The organism is Pseudooceanicola pacificus (assembly GCF_009789075.1).
Taxonomy (GTDB): Bacteria; Pseudomonadota; Alphaproteobacteria; order Rhodobacterales; family Rhodobacteraceae; genus Pseudooceanicola; species Pseudooceanicola pacificus.
In genome coordinates, this window is sequence record NZ_WNXQ01000009.1 from 125,283 (window position 1) to 146,318 (window position 21,036).

The 21,036-nt window shown below is 68.7% G+C and carries 19 protein-coding genes; 9 read left to right on the forward strand and 10 right to left on the reverse strand.

What is annotated here, in order from left to right; all coding sequences use genetic code 11:
- Positions 1-67 precede the first annotated feature (67 nt).
- Positions 68-1,138, forward strand: a complete 1,071-nt coding sequence (locus GLS40_RS14795; protein ID WP_160383517.1) for a DUF1513 domain-containing protein — start codon at positions 68-70, stop codon at positions 1,136-1,138.
- 12 nt (positions 1,139-1,150) lie between these two features.
- Here the strand turns inward: GLS40_RS14795 and GLS40_RS14800 are convergent, their stop codons facing one another.
- The 8 genes from GLS40_RS14800 to GLS40_RS14835 all read right to left on the reverse strand — a co-directional run bounded on the left by GLS40_RS14800 (position 1,151) and on the right by GLS40_RS14835 (position 9,357).
- Positions 1,151-2,281 carry an acyl-CoA dehydrogenase family protein gene (locus GLS40_RS14800; RefSeq protein ID WP_160383518.1) on the reverse strand — a complete coding sequence of 377 codons (1,131 nt, stop codon included), beginning with the start codon at positions 2,279-2,281 and terminating at the stop codon, positions 1,151-1,153.
- A gap of 48 nt (positions 2,282-2,329) precedes the next feature.
- On the reverse strand, positions 2,330-3,850 hold the full coding sequence (locus tag GLS40_RS14805) for a class I adenylate-forming enzyme family protein (protein ID WP_160383519.1): 1,521 nt from the start codon (positions 3,848-3,850) through the stop codon (positions 2,330-2,332).
- Between the two features lie 217 nt (positions 3,851-4,067).
- Entirely contained in the window at positions 4,068-4,931 is an 864-nt protein-coding gene (locus tag GLS40_RS14810; RefSeq protein ID WP_328598911.1) for a DMT family transporter, read from the reverse strand.
- Positions 4,928-6,346 (reverse strand): M20/M25/M40 family metallo-hydrolase, encoded by a 1,419-nt coding sequence (locus GLS40_RS14815; protein ID WP_160383520.1) that lies wholly within the window; start codon positions 6,344-6,346, stop codon positions 4,928-4,930. Before GLS40_RS14815 ends, GLS40_RS14810 begins: the two co-directional genes overlap by 4 nt.
- Positions 6,343-7,083, reverse strand: coding sequence for an SDR family NAD(P)-dependent oxidoreductase (locus GLS40_RS14820; protein ID WP_160383521.1), 741 nt, complete (start codon positions 7,081-7,083; stop codon positions 6,343-6,345). The genes GLS40_RS14815 and GLS40_RS14820 overlap by 4 nt, the downstream gene beginning before the upstream one ends.
- Positions 7,080-8,111: a ketopantoate reductase family protein gene (locus tag GLS40_RS14825; RefSeq protein WP_160383522.1), complete on the reverse strand. Its 1,032-nt coding sequence runs from the start codon at positions 8,109-8,111 to the stop codon at positions 7,080-7,082. The genes GLS40_RS14820 and GLS40_RS14825 overlap by 4 nt, the downstream gene beginning before the upstream one ends.
- Positions 8,108-8,833, reverse strand: a complete 726-nt coding sequence (locus GLS40_RS14830; RefSeq protein WP_160383523.1) for a creatininase family protein — start codon at positions 8,831-8,833, stop codon at positions 8,108-8,110. The genes GLS40_RS14825 and GLS40_RS14830 overlap by 4 nt, the downstream gene beginning before the upstream one ends.
- The gene (locus tag GLS40_RS14835) at positions 8,830-9,357 is read right to left on the reverse strand and encodes a MarR family winged helix-turn-helix transcriptional regulator (protein ID WP_202076192.1); all 528 of its coding nucleotides are present in this window, start codon (positions 9,355-9,357) and stop codon (positions 8,830-8,832) included. Before GLS40_RS14835 ends, GLS40_RS14830 begins: the two co-directional genes overlap by 4 nt.
- Before the next feature lie 217 nt (positions 9,358-9,574).
- Between GLS40_RS14835 and GLS40_RS14840 the strand changes: the two genes are divergently transcribed.
- From GLS40_RS14840 to GLS40_RS14860, 5 genes are read left to right on the forward strand one after another with little or no spacing between them, the layout of a single operon-like run.
- A complete protein-coding gene (locus GLS40_RS14840; protein ID WP_160383524.1) occupies positions 9,575-11,161 on the forward strand; it encodes an ABC transporter substrate-binding protein in 1,587 nt (528 codons plus the stop codon).
- Positions 11,162-11,221: 60 nt separating this feature from the next.
- Entirely contained in the window at positions 11,222-12,196 is a 975-nt protein-coding gene (locus GLS40_RS14845; protein WP_160383525.1) for an ABC transporter permease, read from the forward strand.
- The gene (locus GLS40_RS14850; RefSeq protein ID WP_160383526.1) at positions 12,193-13,062 is read left to right on the forward strand and encodes an ABC transporter permease; all 870 of its coding nucleotides are present in this window, start codon (positions 12,193-12,195) and stop codon (positions 13,060-13,062) included. The genes GLS40_RS14845 and GLS40_RS14850 overlap by 4 nt, the downstream gene beginning before the upstream one ends.
- Complete coding sequence (locus tag GLS40_RS14855; protein WP_160383527.1) at positions 13,059-14,027, forward strand: ABC transporter ATP-binding protein; 969 nt, start codon at positions 13,059-13,061, stop codon at positions 14,025-14,027. Before GLS40_RS14850 ends, GLS40_RS14855 begins: the two co-directional genes overlap by 4 nt.
- Complete coding sequence (locus GLS40_RS14860) at positions 14,024-15,022, forward strand: ABC transporter ATP-binding protein (RefSeq protein ID WP_160383528.1); 999 nt, start codon at positions 14,024-14,026, stop codon at positions 15,020-15,022. The genes GLS40_RS14855 and GLS40_RS14860 overlap by 4 nt, the downstream gene beginning before the upstream one ends.
- A gap of 121 nt (positions 15,023-15,143) precedes the next feature.
- Here the strand turns inward: GLS40_RS14860 and GLS40_RS14865 are convergent, their stop codons facing one another.
- On the reverse strand, positions 15,144-16,040 hold the full coding sequence (locus GLS40_RS14865) for a LysR family transcriptional regulator (protein ID WP_160383529.1): 897 nt from the start codon (positions 16,038-16,040) through the stop codon (positions 15,144-15,146).
- Positions 16,041-16,169: 129 nt separating this feature from the next.
- On the opposite strand from GLS40_RS14865, the gene GLS40_RS14870 reads away from it, so the two are divergent.
- Positions 16,170-17,396: an acyl-CoA dehydrogenase gene (locus tag GLS40_RS14870; RefSeq protein ID WP_202076194.1), complete on the forward strand. Its 1,227-nt coding sequence runs from the start codon at positions 16,170-16,172 to the stop codon at positions 17,394-17,396.
- A 494-nt stretch (positions 17,397-17,890) separates the two neighbouring features.
- On the opposite strand, the gene GLS40_RS14875 is transcribed toward GLS40_RS14870, so the two are convergent.
- Positions 17,891-19,270: a cytochrome P450 gene (locus tag GLS40_RS14875; RefSeq protein ID WP_160383530.1), complete on the reverse strand. Its 1,380-nt coding sequence runs from the start codon at positions 19,268-19,270 to the stop codon at positions 17,891-17,893.
- A 143-nt stretch (positions 19,271-19,413) separates the two neighbouring features.
- Here GLS40_RS14875 and GLS40_RS14880 point away from each other — a divergent pair, with 143 nt between their 5' ends.
- Positions 19,414-20,217, forward strand: coding sequence for a hypothetical protein (locus GLS40_RS14880; protein ID WP_328598912.1), 804 nt, complete (start codon positions 19,414-19,416; stop codon positions 20,215-20,217).
- 113 nt (positions 20,218-20,330) lie between these two features.
- Positions 20,331-21,036 (forward strand): GTP-binding protein (locus GLS40_RS14885; RefSeq protein ID WP_160383531.1); only part of this gene is annotated, 706 nt, incomplete at its 3' end.

A 21,036-nucleotide genomic window follows, 5' to 3' on the forward strand; every position in this document is an offset into this window, starting at 1 on the left:
GGCCCGCGCCACGCCCCGGGCGCGCCGGGGCATGGGCCCGGGATCGCCAGCCGAAAGGACAAGCCGAATGACCACCCGCCGCGGATTTCTTGCCTCGCTCCTCGCCGCATCGACCCTGCCGACGCTCAGCTGGGCCGATGCGGGCAGCCCCGCCTTCCTCGCCTGCGCGAAGGAGGCGGACGGCAGCTATGCGCTTTACGGGATCACCGCGGGCGGGGCCGATACCTTTCGCATCCCGCTGCCCGCCCGGGGCCATGCCGGGGCGGGCCATCCCGACCGGCCCGAGGCGGTGTTCTTTGCCCGCCGCCCTGGCGCCTATGCGCTGGTGGTCGACTGCGCGATCGGCAAGGTCCGCCACCGGCTGGAACCGCCCGAGGGGCGGCAGTTCAACGGTCACGGGGCCTTCCTGCAGGAGGGCGCGATCCTTGTCACCTCGGAACAGATGGCCGATGGCAGCGCGGGGCGTCTGGGAATCTGGGACGCCGACGGCGGCTATCTGCGCATCGGCGAGCTGTCCACCGGCGGCATCGGCCCGCATGAGGTGCTGCTGATGGCCGACGGGCGCACCCTGGCCGTGGCCAATGGCGGCATCCGGACCGACGCCACCGACCGCACCAAGCTGAACCTGCCCGACATGCGCCCCAACCTCGCCTATATGACGCTGGAGGACGGGCTGGTCGAACAGGTCTCGCTGCAGCCCGATCTGCATTTCAACTCCATCCGCCACCTCGCCACCCGCGACGACGGGCTGCTGGCCTTTGCCATGCAGTGGGAGGGGCCCGCCGAACTGGCCCCGCCACTGCTGGGCCTGCACCGCCGCGGCAAGCCGCTGACCCTGGCTGCCGCACCCGAGGGCGAACAGGTGCTGATGCAGAACTACGCCGGCTCCATCGCGATGAACGGCGCCGGGACCGAGATCGCGATCACCTCGCCCCGTGGCGGGCGGGTGCAGCGGTTCGACGCCAGCGGGCAGTTCATCGGCGCGCTGGCCCGGGCGGATGTCTGCGGCGCGGCGACCCTGCCCGACGGTTTCCTGCTGACCGACGGAATGGGCGGCCTGCTCAAGCTGTCCGAGGGCAGGGCCCATCCGCTGGGCCTGCGCGCGCGGGCCTGGGACAACCACGTCGTCGGCCTCTGATCCAGACAGGGGTCACAGGGTGCGCGAGATGATCTCGCGCATGATTTCGGACGAACCTCCGTAGATCCGGAACACCCGTGCATCGGTCCAGGCCCGGCCGATGCTGTATTCCGTGGTGTAACCATAGCCGCCGTGCAGCTGCAGGAAGATGTCCAGCCAGCGGCCCAGCAATTCGGTCGAAACCAGCTTGGCCTTGGCTGCCTTTTCTGGCGAGATCTTCTCGACCAGGTGCTCGGCCAGGCAGCTGTCGATATAGCAGCGCAGCATCTCGCATTCCGCCGCGGCCTCGGCCAGCCGGAACTTGGCAGTCTGGAATTCGAACACCGGCTGACCAAAGGCCTCGCGCCCCTTGGTATAGGCGATGGTCTCGGCCAGGCATTGCTCCATCATCGTGGCGGCGCGGATGGCGATGATCAGCCGTTCCTGCCCCAGCTCGCGCATCAGGTACGAGAACCCCTTGCCCTCTTCGCCCAGCCGGTTGGTGACCGGCACGCGCACCTCGTCAAAGAACAGCTCGGCCGTGTCCTGGGCATGCTGGCCCAGCTTCTCGATGGACCGCCCACGCGAAAAACCGTCGCGCGTGTCCTCCACCAGGATCAGCGAGACGCCCTTGCGCCCGGCCTCGGGGTCGGTCTTGCAGGCGACGATGTACAGGCCCGCATTATGGCCGTTGGTGATGAAGGTCTTCTGCCCCGAGATGACGTAGTGGTCGCCCTCGCGCCGGGCATGGGTCTTGATGTTCTTCAGATCCGACCCGGTGCCCGGTTCGGTCATGGCGATGGCGGTGATGACCTCGCCCCGGGCCATCATCGGCAGCCACTGGCGTTTCTGCGCCTCGCTGCCGAAATTCATCAGGTAGGGCGCCACGATATCGGAATGCAGCGAGAATCCGGGGCCTGAGGCATGGACCTTGGCCAGTTCCTCCATGATCACCGCGGAATGGCCGAAATCGCCACCGCCGCCGCCGTATGCCTCGGGGATGGCAGGCAGCAGGAAGCCCAGCTCGCCGGCCCGGCGCCAGACCGATTTCGGCACGATATGCGCCTTTTCCCAATCGCCATGATGCGGGACGATCTCGGCCTCGACAAAGCGGCGGAAACTGTCGCGATAGGCCTCGTGGTCCTCGCGGTAGGGGCGTTGCATGGGGTCTCTCCAGGTCAGGTTGCGGCAGGCGGCGCTTGGGGGGCGGGATCAGGCGCGAGTCTTCAGGGCGGCCTTGAGGATCTTGCCCGTGGGGCCGACGGGCATGACGTCCAGCACCACGATTTCCGACGGGATCTTGTAGGCGGTCAACACCGGCCGGACGAAATCCCGCAGCGCCTGCGGGTCCAGGCTGCGGCCGGGCAGGGCGGTGACATAGGCCACGATTTCCTCGTTTCCCTGAACCGGGCGGCCCACCACGGCGACGGCCGAGACATCGGGATGCGTGGACAGCGCCGCCTCGACATCCGTGGGATAGACGTTGAAGCCCGAGCGGATGATGATCTCTTTCTGCCGCCCGACGATCGAGAGCAGCCCGTCGCGGAACTCTCCGATATCGCCGGTGGCCAGCCAGCCGCCGGGGCGCATCACCTCGTCCGTCGCCTCGGCATTGCGGAAATAGCCCTGCATCATGAACGGGCCGCGCACCCAGATTTCCCCCGCCTCGCCCTCGGGCCGGTCGGTGCCGTCGGCATCGACGATGCGCAGCTCCACCCCCTCGCTGGGCACGCCGACCACATTGGCGGCCAGCTCTCGGTCGAGCAGGTGCAGCGGCGTGCGCGAGACGGGCACGAATTCCGTCGCGCCATAGCCGTTGGAGAGGTTCACGCCCAGCAGGCCGCGCACCCGCTCCTTGAGCGCAGGGTCCAGCGGGGCGCCGCCGGAGCCGGCCACCCGCAGCCGCGCACCGTCGAAAGTCATCCCCTCGCGCACCGCATGTTCCACCAGCCCGGCATAGAGCTGGGGCACACCGACAATCACCGTGATCTCGCCTTCGGCCAGCATCCGGGCCAGGTAGCCGGCATCGTGGCGGATCGGTAGCACCGTGCGGCACCCGGCGGCGAACGCGGCCAGCACATTGCCCACCAGCCCGATGTTGTGGCTGAGAGGAGAGACGGCGTAGAGCGTGTCCGCCGGCGTCAGCGCGCGGGCGATGCACTGGGACTTGGCCTGGTCCAGCAGGCAGGCGTTGGACAGCATCACGCCCTTGGGCCGCCCCGTGGTGCCCGAGGTGAACATGATCAGCGCCGTATCGCGCCGGGGATCCTGTCCGCGCGGTTCCGGCAGGCTGTCGCGCGTCTGGCCCAGCCGGATCGGCCCGTCGCCTTCGGCCCCCAGGGCCCGGGCATGGGCGGTGGCGGCGGCCGAGCCGTCGCAGGCAAAGGCGGCGATGCGCGGGTCGGCGAAATCGTGCAGGGTGCGGATTTCGCTATCCGCCATGCGGCCGTTCACCACCGAGACGACGCCGCCCGCGCGATTGCCCGCCAGCACCAGCATGACAGTGGCGGGTGTGTTCTCGCCCACGATGAACAGCCGGTCGCCGGGTCGCAGGCCGCGCGTCTCAAGCCGTTCGGCGGTTTCCGAGACCGCCGCGTCCAGCGCCGCGTAATCGAAGCTCTGCCCCTCGTGCAGCAGGGCCGGATGATCGGGCGCGACGGCGGCCCAATGGGCCAGGCAATCGGCCAGGCGCGACACGCTGTCGGCCAGGTGCCGTCCAGGGTCTGTCAGCATATGGTTCCTCCTCCCTCTGCGCGGCACTGTGCGGGCCCGGCGCAGTCCTGCCGGGCGACACGGAACGATGCCGCAGGTTGAGCCTAGATCCTGTGTTCCGCCCCTACAAGTTGCGTTCGTAGGGTCACACGGATGGGCGGAAGGCAGCGATGACCGAAAGCATGACGGCGGATCTGGGCGCGATCCCGGGGCGGGCTGGCCGGGGGGCGGGCTGGCCCTAACGCCGGTGCCGCACCGCCAGCGCGCAGCCGGTGATGATCGCGATGCCCAGCAGGCTCCGCGCCGTGGGCCATTCCCCGAACAGCGCCGCCCCGACCGCCACGGCAAAGACGATGCGGGTGTAGGGGAAGGGGGCGAGGGGCGCGACCTCACCCACGCGGTAGGCCTCGATCGTCAGCAGCATGCCCAGGGTACCGCAGATGCCCGCCGCCGACAGCAACAGCAGCGCGGGCAGGCCGATCGGCTGCCAGTCGAGCGCCGCCACCGGCGCGGTGCCCAGGCAGGCCACCACCGAGATCCAGAACATGATGGTGGCGGTGTTCTCGGTCCGTGACAGGATGCGGTTCAGGAACACCAGCACCGCCGCCGCCGCGGCGGCCGCCAGCCCGAGCAGGATCGCCGGATCGGCGCTGAGCCCTGTGGCCCCGGCGGCCAGCGCCACACCGCCAAAGCCAAGCGCCGTCAGCACCCAGTTGGCCAGGCCGACCCGTTCGCCCAGCACCAGCGGCGCCAGCGCCACGGTGAAGAGCGAGGTGGTGAAGGTCAGCGTGGTGGCCAGCGACAGGTCCAGCAGCTGAAAGCTGCGGAAGTAGAGCAGCCAGCACAGCAGGCTGGTCAGCCCGCGCAGCAGATGCAGCCCGGGGCGTGCGGTGCGCAGCAGGCCCGGATCGCGCAAGGCGATCCAGGTGCCGACGACGATCAGCTGCGCGAAGCCGCGAAAGAACACGATCTGCCCGCTGCTTGCCCTGTCGCCCAAAAGGCGCACGGCGGTGACCTCGGCGGTGAAGATACCGGCGGCGGCCACCAGCAGCAGGGCGCCGCGCCGGTTGTCGTTCAGCGCGGGCAGGGGCGCGGTGGTCACTTCCGCCCGGTGCGGTACGGGCCGTAATCCCTGGTCTTCTGTTTGCCGACCCGGCGCAGCAGGTCGATCCAGGCCGCCAGCCCGTCGGGCAGGGCGGATTTGCGCAGGAACTCGTTCGGGGCGTGGTAATCCTCGTCCGAGGTCGAGAACGAGAACATCACCGTGTCGATCCCGAGCGCGTCGTGGATCTGCCCGGTCAGCGGCAGGGTCGCCCCCATGCGCACCCGCACCGGGTGCTGGCCGGTGGTGGCCTCCAGCGCCGCCGAGGCGGCCGCCAGCAGCGGATGCGCATCCGGCACGGCATAGGCGGCGGACAGGCCCCGGACACTGTGGATGCGCAGTTGCGCGCCCGCCGGGGTCATCGCCCTGAGATGCGCCTGCACCGCCTCCATCGCCCGCTTCGGGTCCTGCCCGGGCACAAGGCGCATGGTCAGCTTGGCATGGGCCTGATGCGCGATCACGGTCTTGGACCCGGCGCCGGTATGCCCGCCCCACATGCCGTTCACCTCGACCGTGGGGCGCATCCACAGCCGGTCGAGCGTCGAGAATCCCGGCTCGCCATAGGGCACCGTGCCGAGCGGGGCAAAGAATGCGGCCTCGTCGAAGGGGATCGCGGCCATTGCCCCGGCTTCCTCGGGCGTGGGCAGGGCCACGCCGTCGAGGAACCCGGCCACTACGATCCGCCCCTCGGCATCGTGCAGCGACGACAGCAGCCGCGCCATCGCATGCAGGGCGTTCGGCACCGCGCCGCCATAGCGGCCCGAATGCAGGTCCTTGCCGGCGGTGGTCAGCGAGATATCGAACCCGGCCGAGCCGCGCGACCCGGTGGTGAGCGAGACGAGATCCGCCCGCCAGCGCCCGCCATCCGCCGACAGAACCGCATCGGCGGCCAGCAGTTCGGCATGGCTGTCGAGGATGCCGGGCAGGGAGGGCGAACCGGTCTCCTCCTCCCCCTCCAGCAGCAGCTTGACGTTGACCGGCAGGCGGCCTTCGACATCCAGGAAGGCCTCCAGCGCGGCGAGGGCGATCAGCATCGGCCCCTTGTCGTCGGATGCGCCCCGCCCGTAGAGCCGCCCGTCGCGTTCGGTCAGCGCGAAGGCGGGCGAGTCCCAGGCGTCGAGCGGTTCGGGCGGCTGCACGTCGTAATGGCCATAGATCAGCAGCGTCGGCGCGCCGGGTGCGTCGAGCTGTTCGGCATAGATCGCCGGCTGGCCCGAGCCGTCCGCCGGCGTCAGCCGGGTGATGCCGCTGTAGCCCGCGCCCTTCAGGCGGTTTTCCAGCAGCAGGCGGGCGGCCTCCATCCCGTCGGCGCGGGCCGGATCGGCCCCCACGGATTCGGCGGCGACCAGGGCCGCGATGTCGGATTGCAAACGGTCCAGCCCCAGCAGGGCGTGATCCAGAACGGAATCGGTCATGCGACGCCTCCATCGACGGACAGGATTTGAGAGCTGATCCACCCGGCCTCTTCCCCGGTGAGAAAGGCGGCGGCGGCGGCGATATCCTCGGGCCGTCCCAGGCGGCGGGTGTGGATGCGGGCGATCAGGGCCTGCTGGCCATCCTCGCCCAAGGCCTCCCACTGGCGTTCCGTCGCCGGGTTCGACCGGACAAAGCCGGGGGCGATGGAATTCACCGTGATCCCGTAACGCCCGAGGTCGAGCGAGAGCTGTTTCGTCAGCCCCACAAGCGCGTGCTTGGCCGCGGTATAGGCCTGGATCCCCGTCAGGCTGGGCCTGAGCCCGGCGCCGCTTGAGATCGTCACGATTCGGCCCCAGCCCGTCGCTCGCATCCCCTCGGCGACGGACTGGGCGAGGAAGAAAACCGAATCGACATTGGCCGCGAAAATGACGCGCCAGTCGTCTTCGGAGACTTCCCCGATGGGACGCCCGACCTGCCCGCGCACGCCACCCGCGGCGCTGGCAAGTATCTGGACCGTCCCGTGGTCTTGCGCGATGCGCCGGATCAGCGCCTGCACCTGGGCCCTGTCGCCCAGATCCGCGCCGATGGCGGGCAGGCCGAGCGCTCCGGCGGCGGCATCCAGCGCCGGGCCGGGCAGGTCGGTGACCACCACGCGATGCCCTTCGGCGGCCAGGCGTCGTGCGATGGCCTGACCGATCCCGCCGACCACGCCGGTGACAAGCGCCACGCGGCTCATGCGCGGCCCCCCGGCATCGCTTCGGCCAGGGCGGCGAAGGTGTCAGCGGACATCGGGCGTGTGCCGTCCTCGATCTCGTGGATCAGGGCGACAAGGCGGTCGATCATCGGCGTCTTCATCCCGTGGGTCGCGGCGATTTCCGAGATCACGCCGATCTGGGGGTCGACCTCGGTCTTGCGCTTGCGCACGGCCAGGTCGCGCCAGATGCCGCTGTGGGTCTTGGCGGTTCTGGAGTTGAACTCGGCCAGATCCGCAATGCTCCTGGCGGCCGCCGCATCGGGCGCGCCGGGCATGTAGGCTGCGGGATCGAACCCGTTGAAAGGTTCGGGTTCGATCCCTTCTGCCTTTGCCACCGCCATGACCTCTCTCGCCAGGGCAATCAGCACCGGTCCGCGTGAAGGGTCGGCGAAGTTGGCGGTCATGCTGTCCGGCGTCAGGGCGGTGGCAAAGAGCTGGGCCCCGTAGCCGAGCTTGCCCCAGAGATAGTTCCATATCCCCGTGGTCAGCACGGCATCGGGTTCGAAGATTTGCAGCAGGCGGTGCATCTCGCGGGTGCGGTCGCGGATCTCTCCGTCGATCTCGCCCACCACGACGGCGCCCCGGTTGCCGAACAGGATGCGCCCCGGCCCATGCCAGTCGGCGCCGTAATTGACAAAGGCGCCCATCGTGCGCGCGGCCCCGGCGCGGGCGGCGATGGTGCGTTCGTTGAGGCCGTTCTGCGCCGACAGGATGACTCCGTCATCGGCCAGATGCGGCAGCAGCGCGTCCAGCGCGGGTTCGGTCGCATGGGCCTTTACCGCCAGCACGATGCGACTGTAGGTGCCGGTCAGCTCATCCGGGGTGACGGTGGGGACCACCTGGGTGAATTCCTCGACCGGACCCTCGATGCTCAGCCCGGTGGTGGAACAGGCCGCGGCATGTTCGGCCACGATATCGACCATCTTGACCGGCACGCCCGCGCGGGCCCAGTAGGCGCCCAGGATGCCCCCGATGGCCCCGGCGCCCCAGATCAGGATCTCGTCGCTCAAGATGCAGCCCCGGTTCCGGTTGGGGCCCACGGACCTTCCAGCGCCTCGCGCACCTCGGCCACACCGGCGTCCCAGATCGCCTGCATGTCGGCGTCGGGGCGCTGCCATTTCGACCCGAAAGAGCCATCGCCCAGCAGGTCCCTGACCACGGCGGGCGGCGCGGACTTCATCAGCCCAAGGTCGACCATCGGCTTTTCGCCCTCGGGTGCGGGGGCGTGGGGCAGGCGGGTCCAGGGGAAGTTTTCCATCCAGTTCGCATGCAGCCCGGTGGTGTCTATGCCTTGCCCGATGGCCCATGTCCTGGGCGCGTTCCACCAGTTGTGGAACTTGATCGAGACATCGCCCCAGTCCGCCATCAGCTCCTGCGCCAGCGCGCCGACCGGGTTGTTGCCGCCGTGGCCGTTCACGATGAGGATCTGGCGGAATCCCGACCGGCGGATCGAGGCCAGCACATCGCGCGCCACCGCCATCAGGGTTTCGACCTTCAGCGTCACGGTGCCGGGGTAGGCGGCAAAATAGGGTGCAAGGCCGTAAGGCATGACCGGGAAGACCGGGATGCCAAGCGGTTCGGCCGCTTCGAGCGAGACCTTTTCGGCCAGGATCGCATCGGTGCACAGCGACAGCTGCGCGTGCTGTTCGGTCGAACCGATGGGGAAGATGCAGCGCGGGTCCCGGGCGGCGGCGGCCTCGGCCTCCTGCCAGTTCATCTCGGATATCTTCATCTGGCCTTCTTCCCTTTCCGGCGCGCTCTGGCCGCCGCGGATCCCGGCGTGTCCATTTCCTTCAGCGGCGTGTCGACCCAATCGGCCGACCCGCGTACCACTTTCGACATCAGGCGGAAGAGCGTGTCACGCTCCGGGGCATCCAGCACGTCGAGCATTCGGAGTTCCTGCGCCTCGAAGGCGGGCAGCGTCTCGTTGTAGAGCGCCCAGCCCTGGCCTGACAGGGTCAGCGGCTGCAGCCGGCCGGACCCGGGTTCGGGATCGCCGCGCTGGATCAGCCCCAGCGATTCCAGCCGCGAGATCGCCCGGCTGAGCGTGTTCTTGGGAAAGCCCGAGGTCAGCGAGATGTCCCGCGAGGACCCGCCCCCGGTGATCGCCAGCGAATAGAGCACCACATATTCCGGCCGGCTGAGCCCGTAGTCGCGCTTGATCCAGCCATAGAGCGGCACGTTGTAGAGCAGGGCCATGTAATTCATGCGAAAGGCAAACGGGCACGGGTTCCGGTCCAGCTTGGCATCGAACATCTCTGCCCCCGGCGCCGCTGCCTCGCTGCCCAAATTTTCGCCGTCGTCCCTGGCCACTTTGCCCTCGTTTGCCCCTGTCCACCGGGGCAAGTTCCAAATTGAACTTGACCTGAAGACTACGTCTGCCCATCCTGATCATGCAAGTTCCAAATGGAACCTGAGCCGCAAAAAGGGTGAAGGTGCCGAAAAGGGACGCGAACCAACAGGATGGCAAACGATGAAACACATGGCACTTCTGCGGCCCGCGGCGGTCGCTCTGGGGATGCTGGCGGCGGGTGCCGCTTCGGCCCAGACCCTGACCATGGGCGTGCGCGGCGGCCCCGAGTCGCTCGACCCCCATTTCTCGGCGCTCGGCTCTCATGCCGAAGCGGCCAAGCACATCTTCGACACGCTGGTCTGGTCGGGCGATGACCTGCAGATCGAACCGGGCCTGGCTGTCAGCTGGGAGCCGGTGGACGAGGACACCTGGGAATTCAAGCTGCGCGAAGGCGTGAAATTCCACGACGGCAGCGATTTCGACGCCGAGGATGTGAAATTCTCGATCGAGCGGATCCCCGTCGTCTCGGGCCCCACGACCACCACGATCTACGTCCGCCGCGTCAAGGAGGTCGAAATCGTCGACCCCCTGACGATGCTGATCCACACCGACGGTCCGGCGGCCACGCTGCCCTATGACTTCGTCCGCCTGTTCATCGTCTCGTCCGAGGCGGCGGCGGATTACTCGACCCCGGAAACCGCGGCCGAGGGCTTCAACTCGGGCATGGCGACCATCGGCACCGGCCCCTACAAGTTTGTCAGCTGGGAGCCCAAGGGCGACCTGGTGCTGGAGCGGTTCGACGACTACTGGCGCGGCGCAGGCGCCTGGGAAAAGGTCATCCGCAAGGAGATGCCCAACGACAGTTCACGCCTGGCGGCGCTGAAGGCCGGGCAGGTCGACGTGATCAACTATGTCTCGTCGGTGGATTACCTGGCGCTTGAGCGCGACAGCTCGGTCGACACGATCAAGGGCGACTCGGTCTACATCATGAACCTGCAGCTGGACCAGCGCGAGGACACGCCGCTGGTGCGCGCCAAGGACGGATCCAAGCTGGATGCCAACCCCTTCCGCGACATCAAGGTGCGCGAGGCGATCGACGCCGCCATCGACCGCGACACCATGGTCGAGATCGTGCTGGAAGGGCTGGGCAAACCCGCCAACCAGATGATGCCGGTCGGCTTCTTCGGCTCGAACGCGGATATCCCGATGCCGGAATACAACCCGGCCAAGGCCAAGGACCTGCTGACCGAGGCGGGCTATCCCGACGGGTTCGAGGTCGATCTCTACTGCACCTCCGACCGTCTGCCGGGCGATGGCGCGATCTGCCAGGGCCTGGGCCAGATGTTCAGCCAGATCGGCATCACCACCAATGTGAACGCGGTTTCCAAGACCGTGTATTTCCCCGCGCAGTCGCGGCTGGAATATTCGATGTTCATGAACGGCTGGGGCACCCTGACGGGCGAGGCCTCCTACACCCTCGGCGGTCTGGCGCACAGCAACGACCCCGACGTGAAGCTCGGCGCCTTCAACCGCATCGAGTACAAGAACGAGGATGTGGACAGGCTGCTGGAAGAGGGCGCAACCATGCTCGACGCAGACCAGCGCCGCGCGACCTATGAAGAGGCGATGGCCAAGGTGATGGCGGACAAGGCCTATATCTCGGTCGTGCAGCTGCAGACGGTCTGGGCCGCAAAGGCGGGCATGCTGGCCTTCACCCCCCGCTTCGACGAAGACACGCTGGCCTTTTTCATCAAGCCCGCGTCCTGACGATCCGGCCGGGCGGCGCCTGTCGCCCGGCCCCACCACTCACGGAACATATCCCCTCCCATGCTCGGCTTCGTGATCCAGCGTTTTCTGCAGGCCGTCGTCGTCATGGCGGTGATGTCGGTGATCGTCTTCTGCGGCGTCTATGCCATCGGAAATCCGGTCGACATCGTCATCCCCCCCGATGCGACGCAGGACATCCGCGCGGCGACCATCGCCAAGCTGGGCCTCGATAAGCCGCTGTGGGAACAGTATTTCCTGTTTGTCGGCAACCTTCTGCAAGGCGATTTCGGGCGCAGCTTCGTCTACAACATCCCGGTGCTGGACCTGATCGGCGGGCGGCTGCCCGCGACGCTGGAGCTGGTTCTGACCTCGGTGCTGACCGCCACGGTGCTGGGCGTGTCGCTTGGCATCTACGCGGGCTACCGGCCCGACGGGTGGCTGGCCAAGACCATCATGGCGGTGTCGGTGCTGGGCTTTTCGGTCCCGTCGTTCTGGGTCGGGCTGATCCTGATCCTGACCTTCGCGGTGAACCTCGGCTGGCTGCCCGCCGGGGGCCGGGGCGCCACGGTCACGGTGCTGGGCGTGCCGTGGTCCTTCCTCACGCTCGACGGGCTGAGCCATATCGTGCTGCCGGCGATCAACCTCGCGCTGTTCAAGTTGGCGATGATGATCCGCCTGGCACGCGCCGGAACACGGGAAATCATGCTGACCGACACGATCAAGTTTGCCCGCGCCGCCGGGATCTCCGAAAGCGTGATCCTGCGCCGGCACCTGCTGAAGCTGATCTCGATCCCGATCATCACCGTCTTCGGGCTGGAGCTCGGCTCGACCCTCGCCTTTGCCGTGGTGACCGAGACGATCTTTTCCTGGCCCGGCGTCGGCAAGCTGATCATCGACTCGATCGCGGTGCTGGACCGGCCGGTGATGGTTGCCTACCTGATCCTCGTCGCCTTTCTCTTCGTCACGATCAACTTCACGGTGGACCTCGTCTTTGCCCTGATCGACCCGCGCGTGCGGGCGGGGGCGCGGGCATGATGCTGCTGCGCCGGTTCTGGGCCGAATTCCGCGAGAACCGCATCGCCCTGGCCGCGCTGGTCGTGGTGGTCCTGGTCTCGCTCCTGGCCGTCTTTGCCCCGCTGATCACGCCGCAGAACCCCTATGACATGACCGGGCTGTCGCTGATGGACGCCCGCCGCCCGCCGGGCTTTGTGGGGTCGGGCGGCTATACCCACCTGCTGGGCACCGATCCGCAGGGGCGCGACCTGCTGTCGGCGATCCTTTACGGGCTGCGGATTTCGATCCAGATCGGGCTGGCCGCGGGGCTGGTGGCGCTGACCATCGGCGCAACGCTGGGGATCCTGGCCGCCTATGCGGGCGGGCGGATCGAGATGCTGATCATGCGCGTCGTCGATCTGCAGCTCAGCTTTCCCGCGATCCTGCTGGCGTTGGTGCTGGTGGCCCTGCTGGGGCAGGGCAAGGCGCAGCTGATCGGCGCGCTGGTCGCCGCGCAATACGCCTATTTCGCCCGCACCGCCTATGGCGCGGCCACATCGGAACGGCGCAAGGATTACATCGAGGCCGCCCGCGCCACGCCGCTGGCGCCCTCCCGCGTGATCCTGCGCCATCTGCTGCCGAACTGCACCCCGCCGCTGATCGTGGTGGCGACGGTTCAGATCGCCAACTCGATCTCGCTTGAGGCGACGCTGTCCTTCCTCGGCCTCGGCCTGCCGGTGACCGAACCGTCGCTGGGCATGCTGATCTCAAACGGGTTTCCCTACATGATGTCGGGGCGTTACTGGATCTCGGTCTACCCGGGCGTGGCGCTGATCGTGCTGATCGTGGCCATCAACATCGTTGGCGACCAGATCCGCGACCAGTTCAACCCGAGGCTGCGCAAATGAGCGTGCTGGATGTCCGCGACCTGCGCACGCATTTCTTCACCCGCGCCGGGGTGGTCAAGGCCGTCGACGGCGTGTCCTTCACGCTGGAAAAGGGTGAAATCCTGGGCCTTGTCGGCGAAAGCGGGTCGGGCAAGACGGTCACCGGGTTTTCCCTGCTGGGGCTGGTCGACCCGCCGGGGCGCATCGTCGAGGGTTCGATCCGGCTGAATGGCAAGGAACTGGTCGGCATGTCCGACCGCGACCTGCGCAAGCGGCGGGGGCGCGAGATCTCGATGGTCTTTCAGGACCCGATTGCCACGCTGAACCCGATGCTGACCATCGGCCAGCAGATGCGCATGGCGCTTGAGGCGCATGGCAGGGTCGGCCCGCGCGCCGCCGTCACCCGGTCCGAGGAGCTGCTGGCCAAGGTCGGCATCCCGTCCCCCCGCGCCCGGCTGCGCAGCTATCCGCACGAATTCTCGGGCGGGATGCGCCAGCGCGTGGCCATCGCCATCGCCCTGCTGCACAGCCCCTCGGTCATCGTCGCGGACGAGCCGACAACCGCGCTCGACGTGTCGATCCAGGCGCAGATCCTGCACACGATGCGCGACCTCGCGCGCGAGACGGGCACGGCGCTGATCTGGATCTCGCACGACCTTGCGGTGGTCTCCTCGCTCGCGACGCGGCTGGCGGTCATGTACGCCGGCCGCGTGGTCGAAGAGGGGCCGACCGCCGCCATCCTGCGCGACCCGCGCCATCCCTATACGGCGGGGCTGATCGCCTCGCTCCCCGCGATGGCCGAACCCGGCACGGCGCTGACGCAGATCCCGGGCACCACGCCCTCGCTGCTGTCGCTGCCGCCGGGCTGCCCCTTTGCCCCGCGCTGCACCCATGCCACCGAGGCCTGCACCTCCGAGCCGGTGCTGGAGCGACACGGCACCCGGGGCTGGGCCTGTTTCCATCCGGTGGGGGGTGTCCCGGCATGAGCTTTCTGAGCGTCGACCGCGTGACCCGCCGCTTCGGCCCGACCCTGAGCCTGGGCGAAAAGATCGCCGCCAGGCTGGGCGCCGATGTCGAAACCCGGGCGGTGCAGGCCGTGAACGACGTGACGCTGGCGGTCGAAAAGGGGCGCACCCTGGGCCTGGTCGGGGAATCCGGCTGCGGGAAGTCCACCCTGGGCCGGGTGATCGCCGGGATCCTCGCGCCGTCCGAAGGGGCGGTGCTGCTGGACGGCCAGCCGGTGATGCAGGGCACGAACAAGGTCACGACCCGGGTGCAGACGGTGTTTCAGGACCCGTTTGCCAGCCTCGATCCCCGGATGAAGGTGGGCGAGGCGGTGGCCGAGGGCCCGATTGCCCACGGGCTGACCGCCCGGGCGCAGGCGGCGGAGTATGTCGCCGGCTGGTTCGCCCGCGTCGGGCTGGATCCGGCCTGGGCCGAGCGCTATCCGCACCAGTTTTCGGGCGGGCAGCGCCAGCGGATCGCCATCGCCCGCGCACTGGCCATGCAGCCCGACCTGCTGATCTGTGACGAGCCGGTCGCCTCGCTCGACGTGTCGATCCAGGCGCAGATCATCAACCTGTTCCTCGACCTGCGGCGCGACCTCGGGCTGACCTGCGTCTTCATCTCGCACGATCTGAGCGTGGTGCGTCACATCTGCGACCGCATGGCGGTGATGTACCTTGGCCGCATCGTCGAGGAGGGCGAAACCGGCGCGGTGTTCGACAGCCCCGCGCATCCCTACACCCGCGCGCTGCTGGCCTCGGTCCCCGAGCTTGTGCTGGATGGCGAGGAACTCGTGCGCTTCGCCCCGATCCAAGGCGAGGTGCCGTCGCCCTACGATCCCCCCGCGGGCTGTCACTACAACCCGCGCTGCCCCTTCGCGCAGGATCGCTGCCGCGCCGAGGCCCCGGCGCTGCGCCTCTTGCCGAACGGCCGCCACGCCGCCTGCCATTTCGCCGAAGAGCTTCCGGCGGGCTGACCGGGCCGCGATCGTGCAAGCGCCCTGCGACACGGCGGGCCCAAGCCGCCGGGGCCGCCGGGGCAGCATATCGTGACACCCCACCGCCCTGCGCGGGCGATCGGCCGCACGGCCTGCAAGGTCAGGCCCAGATGCCTTGCAACTCTGCCCCCAGCCAGGCGCGGAAGGTGATGAAACTCGCCAGCCCCTCCGCCCGGTCCGGGTAGATCAGCGTATAGGCCTGCCCGGTTTCCAGCTCGCGCTCCGTCGCCTTGACCAGCCGGCGCGCGCGCAGCGGTTCGCGCGCCAGGATCTCGGGCACCAGCGCCACGCCCAGCCCGGCGATGGCCGCATCGATCACCATGTCGAAATGGTCGAACCGCGCGCCCCGCAGGATGCGGCGCGGGTCCAGGCTGGCATGGCGGAACCAGTCCAGCCACAGGCTGGGCCGGGTGGTCTGCTGCAGCAGGGGCAGGGCCAGCAGATCCTCGTCGCGCAAATGCCCGCGCCCGACCAGCGAGGGCGCGGCCACGGTCACCATCGTCTCGTCCAGCAGATGCAGGTGGTTGGCGCCCCCGGTGCGGTGCTGGCTGCGCTGGATCGCCAGGTCGAACGGCTCGGTGCGGAAATCCACCGGGTCCAGCCGCGCCGCCATGTCGACGCTGGTGCCCGGCGCCGCCGACAGGAAGGACCCCAGCCGCGGGATCAGCCAGGCCCGGCCGAAGGTCGGCAGCACCGCCATGCGCAGCACCGCCGACTGCCCGCCAAAGGCCATCACGCTCACCGCCGCCTCGTTCAGCCGCGCCAGCAGCGCCTCGGCCTCGGGGCGGAAGGCGCGGCCCGCGTCCGACAGGGCCATCCGCTGCCGCTCGCGCAGGAAGAGCGCAACGCCCAGCCGGTCCTCCAGCGTGCCGATGGAGCGGCTGACGGCGGATTGCGTCAGGTTCAGCGCGCGCGCCGCCAGATGGGTGGTGCCCGCCTGGGCCAATGCGCAGAACGCTTCAAGTTCGCGGATCGTCGGTATGTATGACTGCGGCATGACCTCGCCTGTGATGAGTGAATCTCATCAACCTTTCGCCAATCCTTGTTAGCCTTTCACCTGCCGCTCGGCTAGTCTCTGGCTCGAAACGACTGCAAGGGGCCGAAAGGCCCGCCACGGAGGACCGCCATGAACATCGCCGAACGCCCGCTCATCAAGGACAAGGACCGTCCCAACATGTCCTCCTTCTCGTGGGAGGACCCCTTCCTGCTGGCCGACCAGCTGGACGAGGACGAGCGCATGATCGCGGAAAGCGCGCACAGCTTCTGCCAGGAGAAGCTCGCCCCCCGGGTCGAGCAGATGTACATGGAAGAAGGCGTCGATCCCGAGATCTTCGCCGAGATGGGCGAACAGGGCATCCTGGGCGTGACGGTCCCCGAGGAATACGGCGGGATCGGCGCGAATTACGTCTCCTACGGCCTGGTCGCGCGCGAGGTCGAGCGGGTGGACAGCGGCTTCCGCTCGATGTGTTCGGTGCAGTCCTCGCTCGTGATGTATCCGATCTACGCCTATGGCTCCGAGGAGCAGCGCCGCAAGTATCTGCCGAAACTCGCCTCGGGCGAATGGATCGGCTGCTTCGGCCTGACCGAGCCCGACGCCGGCTCCGACCCGGGCGGCATGAAGACCCGCGCCCGGAAGAGTGACGGCGGCTATGTCCTCAACGGCGCCAAGATGTGGATTTCCAACGCGCCGATCGCCGATGTCTTCGTGGTCTGGGCCAAGTCCGACGCCCATGACGGCGCGATCCGCGGCTTCGTGCTGGAAAAGGGCATGAAGGGGCTGAGCGCGCCCAAGATCGGCGGCAAGCTGTCGCTGCGCGCCTCGATCACCGGCGAGATCGTGCTGGACAATGTCGAGGTCGGCGAAGAGGCGCTGCTGCCCCATGTCTCCGGCCTCAAGGGCCCCTTCGGCTGCCTCAACCGCGCGCGCTACGGCATCGGCTGGGGCGTGATGGGCGCGGCCGAGGACTGCTGGTACCAGGCCCGCCAGTACGGGATGGACCGGACCCAGTTCGGCAAGCCGCTTGCCGGCACGCAGCTCTACCAGAAGAAGCTGGCCGACATGCAGACCGAGATCGCGCTTGGCCTGCAGGCCGCGCTGCGCGTCGGGCGGCTGTTCGACAAGGCGATGGCCGCGCCCGAGATGGTCTCGATCATCAAGCGCAACAACTGCGGCAAGGCGCTGGATATCGCCCGGATGGCGCGTGACATGCACGGCGGCAACGGCATCCAGATCGGCTACAAGGTCATGCGCCACGCCGCGAACCTGGAAACCGTCAACACCTACGAGGGCACCCATGACGTGCACGCCCTGATCCTGGGCCGCGCCCAGACCGGCCTGCAGGCCTTCGTCTGACCCGAGGGGCCGGGCGCGCCCCGGCCCCTTTGTCCGCCCCCGGGCCCCGGGCGCGCCAGGCGCCGCCCGGACCCGGGGCCGGGCCCACCCAATCCCCTTTGCCCGACACCGGGCCCCTGGGCGCATGCCCGACACCGGGCCCCCAGGGCGCATGCCCGAAACCGGGCCGCAGGGCGCAGCCCGGCGCCCTGGTCTGACCCGCAGGGCCAGCGCGCAGCCCGCCTGCTTCCTCTGGCCCAAAATATCCTCGGGGGAATCGGCCGCAGGCCGATGGGGGCAGACAGCCCCCTGCCACCTCTACCTCCCGCGCAGCCCGCCTGGGCAGAGCGATACCGACCCCTTTCCCCGTCGCCGGGGCAGGGCGGTCTGTCCGGATTTTACCCTTACGCAAGCGGACCTGTCTCGCCCCGCCGGACCCCCCTGATGTCCGACCGGAGGGAGCCGCCTTACCCCACCGAAGGGCCGGGAGCCGCCTCACCCCGCCCGGCCGCGCCTCACCGCGCCTCGGCCTCCAGCCAGACCCCGCCCTCGGGCCGCAGCGTCAGGATCATCACCGGCTTCGGATCGCGCCCGGGCACCGCGCGGAACCGGAACCGCGACAGCAGCGTCGCCAGGATGATCACCGCCTCCTGCACCGCGAAACTCGCCCCGATGCAGATCCGCGGCCCGTCGCCGAAGGGCAGGTAGGCATAGCGGTCGATGGCCTTGCGATCCAGGAACCGGTCGGGGCGGAAGGCATCCGCATCCTCCCACAGCAGGCGGTTCCGGTGCAGCGCATAGATCGGCAGGATCACCGTGTCCCCGGCCCGCACCTCGCGTCCGCCCAGCTCGTCCTTCACCCGCGCCGTGCGCGATACCATCGCCGCCGGGGGGTAAAGCCGCAGCGCCTCGTCCACCACCCGGCGGACCTGCTCCAGCTTCGGCACATCGTCCGCCCCCGCCAGCCGCCCGCCGAGGACCGTCCGCGCCTCCTCTGCCGCCGCCTCCTGCACCGCCGGGTCGAAGGCGCAGAGGTAGAGCGACCAGGCCAGGGTCAGCGCCGTGGTCTCATGCCCCGCGACGATGAAGGTCAGCAGGTTGTCGCGCAGCCCGGCAGTGTCCATCCGCCGCCCGCTTTCCGGATCGGTCCCGGCCAGCAGCAGGTCCAGCAGGTCGGGCACGCCCGCGGGGCCGCGCGCGCGGCGCGCCTCGATCGCCTCGTCCGCGACCTGGCGCATGCGGACCATCGCCGGTCCCGACAGCACCCGCCCCGGGCGCGGGATCCAGTCCGGCACCCCCAGCATGTCGAAAAGCGAAACCCGCCCCGCCGCAGCCATGTAGCCGTCGATGGCGCGGTGCACCGTGTCCCGCTCGAACCCCGTGCCGCCGCCGGAAAAGGTCACCTCGGCGATCACGTCGAAGGTGGCGCGCGTCATCTCGTCCATCATGTCGACCGCCCGCGGCCCGGCCCCCGCGATCCGGTCGCAGGCGCGCCCCGCCGCCGCGCTCATCACCGGCGCCAGGGCCGAGACGTTGCGATGCGTGAACACCGGCGCCACCGTGCGGCGCTGCCAGCGCCAGTCCGCCCCCTCGGCGACGAAGAGGCTGTTGCCGATGGCCGGGCGCAGCAGGTTCTTGGTGGCCCGGCTCTTGGGATAGTCCTCGGTCCGTTCCAGCAGGACCCGGCGCAGCGCGCCCGGGTCCATCACCATATGCCAGCGCATCCCGGTCTTGCCCGAGACCATCGGTTGTTTCACCGCGATTTCGGGGATGATCGACAGCAGGTTCTCGCGCGCCGCGCCCAGGCTCGCCAGCAGGCCCAGCGGGCGGGTCACCAGCGGGACGCGGACGGGCAGGGCGGTCGTCTCTGCGGGGGTCAGGGTCTGAACTGTCATGGGCATGTGCTCCTTGCCCTGCCAAGATAGTCCGGGCGGCGGGCTGACCCAAGATCAAGCGGCGATCGGGCGCAGCATGACGCCCTCGTGATTGCCAAAAGGGCGGGCCATGCTGTATCGGGGACCGACCGCAGAAAAGGACCGTGGACTTGCGTTATCTGATCGTTGCCGCCCTTGCCCTGATGGCCGCCTGCACGAACTCGGCCGATCTGGACGAGCCGCCCGTCGATCTGGGGAACTTCCTGCTCGGCCATAACGTCGTTGTCGCCAGCAAGGCACAGAAGGGTCCGCTCTCGCGCGAGGCCACGCCGGACGAATGGGTCGCCTCGCTCAAATCCGCCATTGGCGAACGGTTCGGGCGCTATGACGGCACGAATTACTACCATATCGGCGTCAGCGTCGAAGGTTACGTGATCGCCCAGCCCGGCATTCCGCTTGTGCTTTCGCCCAAGTCGATCCTGATCGTCAACCTGACGGTCTGGGACGATGCGCAGAACCGCAAGCTGACCGACAAACCCAAGCAGATCACCGTCTTCGAATCCCTTTCCGGCGGCACGCTGGTGGGCACGGGTTACACCATGTCCAAGGAAGAGCAGATGAAGAACCTGTCGATGAACGCGGCCAAGGCGATCCAGAATTTCCTGGTCGAGAACCGCGAATGGTTCGGGCCCGACAAGATGCCGCCGCCGAAACCGGCGGGCCGGGCGCCCCAGCCCCTGGCCGCTCCGGCCGGGGATGGCGCGGCACCCGCGCCTGCGGCCGGCACTGCGGCGGCCCCCGTCGCCGGCCCCGTCACCGGCCCCGTCACCGCGCCCGTGGCCGCCCCCGTGACATCGACCCTCCCGCCGGCGAATGCGGTGCCTGCGACCTCTCCGGCGGCGCAGGTCTTTGCCCCGATCGAGGAACCGGACGTGATCGGCCCCGCAGGCAGCGCGTCTGGCGGGTGATCACGACGCCTTGCGCTTGATTTTCCCCGCGCGAGTCAATAAACGGCGCGCGGAGACGAAACGGGCCATGTCATAGGGACATCCGGCCCCCCAACCACGAGGCGCCTTGAACAATGGCAAAGGCAAAGTTTGAGCGGTCGAAACCGCACTGCAACATCGGCACGATCGGTCACGTCGACCACGGCAAGACCACGCTGACGGCTGCGATCACGAAGCAGTTCGGCGAGTTCAAGGCCTATGACCAGATCGACGCGGCCCCCGAGGAAAAGGCGCGCGGGATCACGATCTCGACCGCGCACGTGGAATACGAGACGGCGAACCGTCACTATGCCCACGTCGACTGCCCCGGGCACGCGGACTACGTGAAGAACATGATCACCGGTGCCGCGCAGATGGACGGCGCGATCCTGGTGGTGAACGCGGCTGACGGCCCGATGCCGCAGACGCGCGAGCACATCCTGCTGGGCCGCCAGGTGGGCATTCCCGCGATGGTGGTGTTCCTGAACAAGGTCGACCAGGTCGACGACGAGGAGCTGCTGGAGCTGGTGGAGATGGAAGTCCGCGAGCTGCTGTCGGATTACGACTACCCGGGCGACGACATCCCGATCATCGCCGGTTCGGCCCTGGCCGCGCTGGAAGATCGTGATGACGCGATCGGCAAGGACAAGATCGCCGAGCTGATGGCCGCCGTGGACGCATACATCCCGCAGCCGGCCCGTGCCGTCGACCAGCCGTTCCTGATGCCGATCGAAGACGTGTTCTCGATCTCGGGCCGCGGCACGGTTGTGACCGGGCGTGTGGAGCGTGGCGTGGTGAACG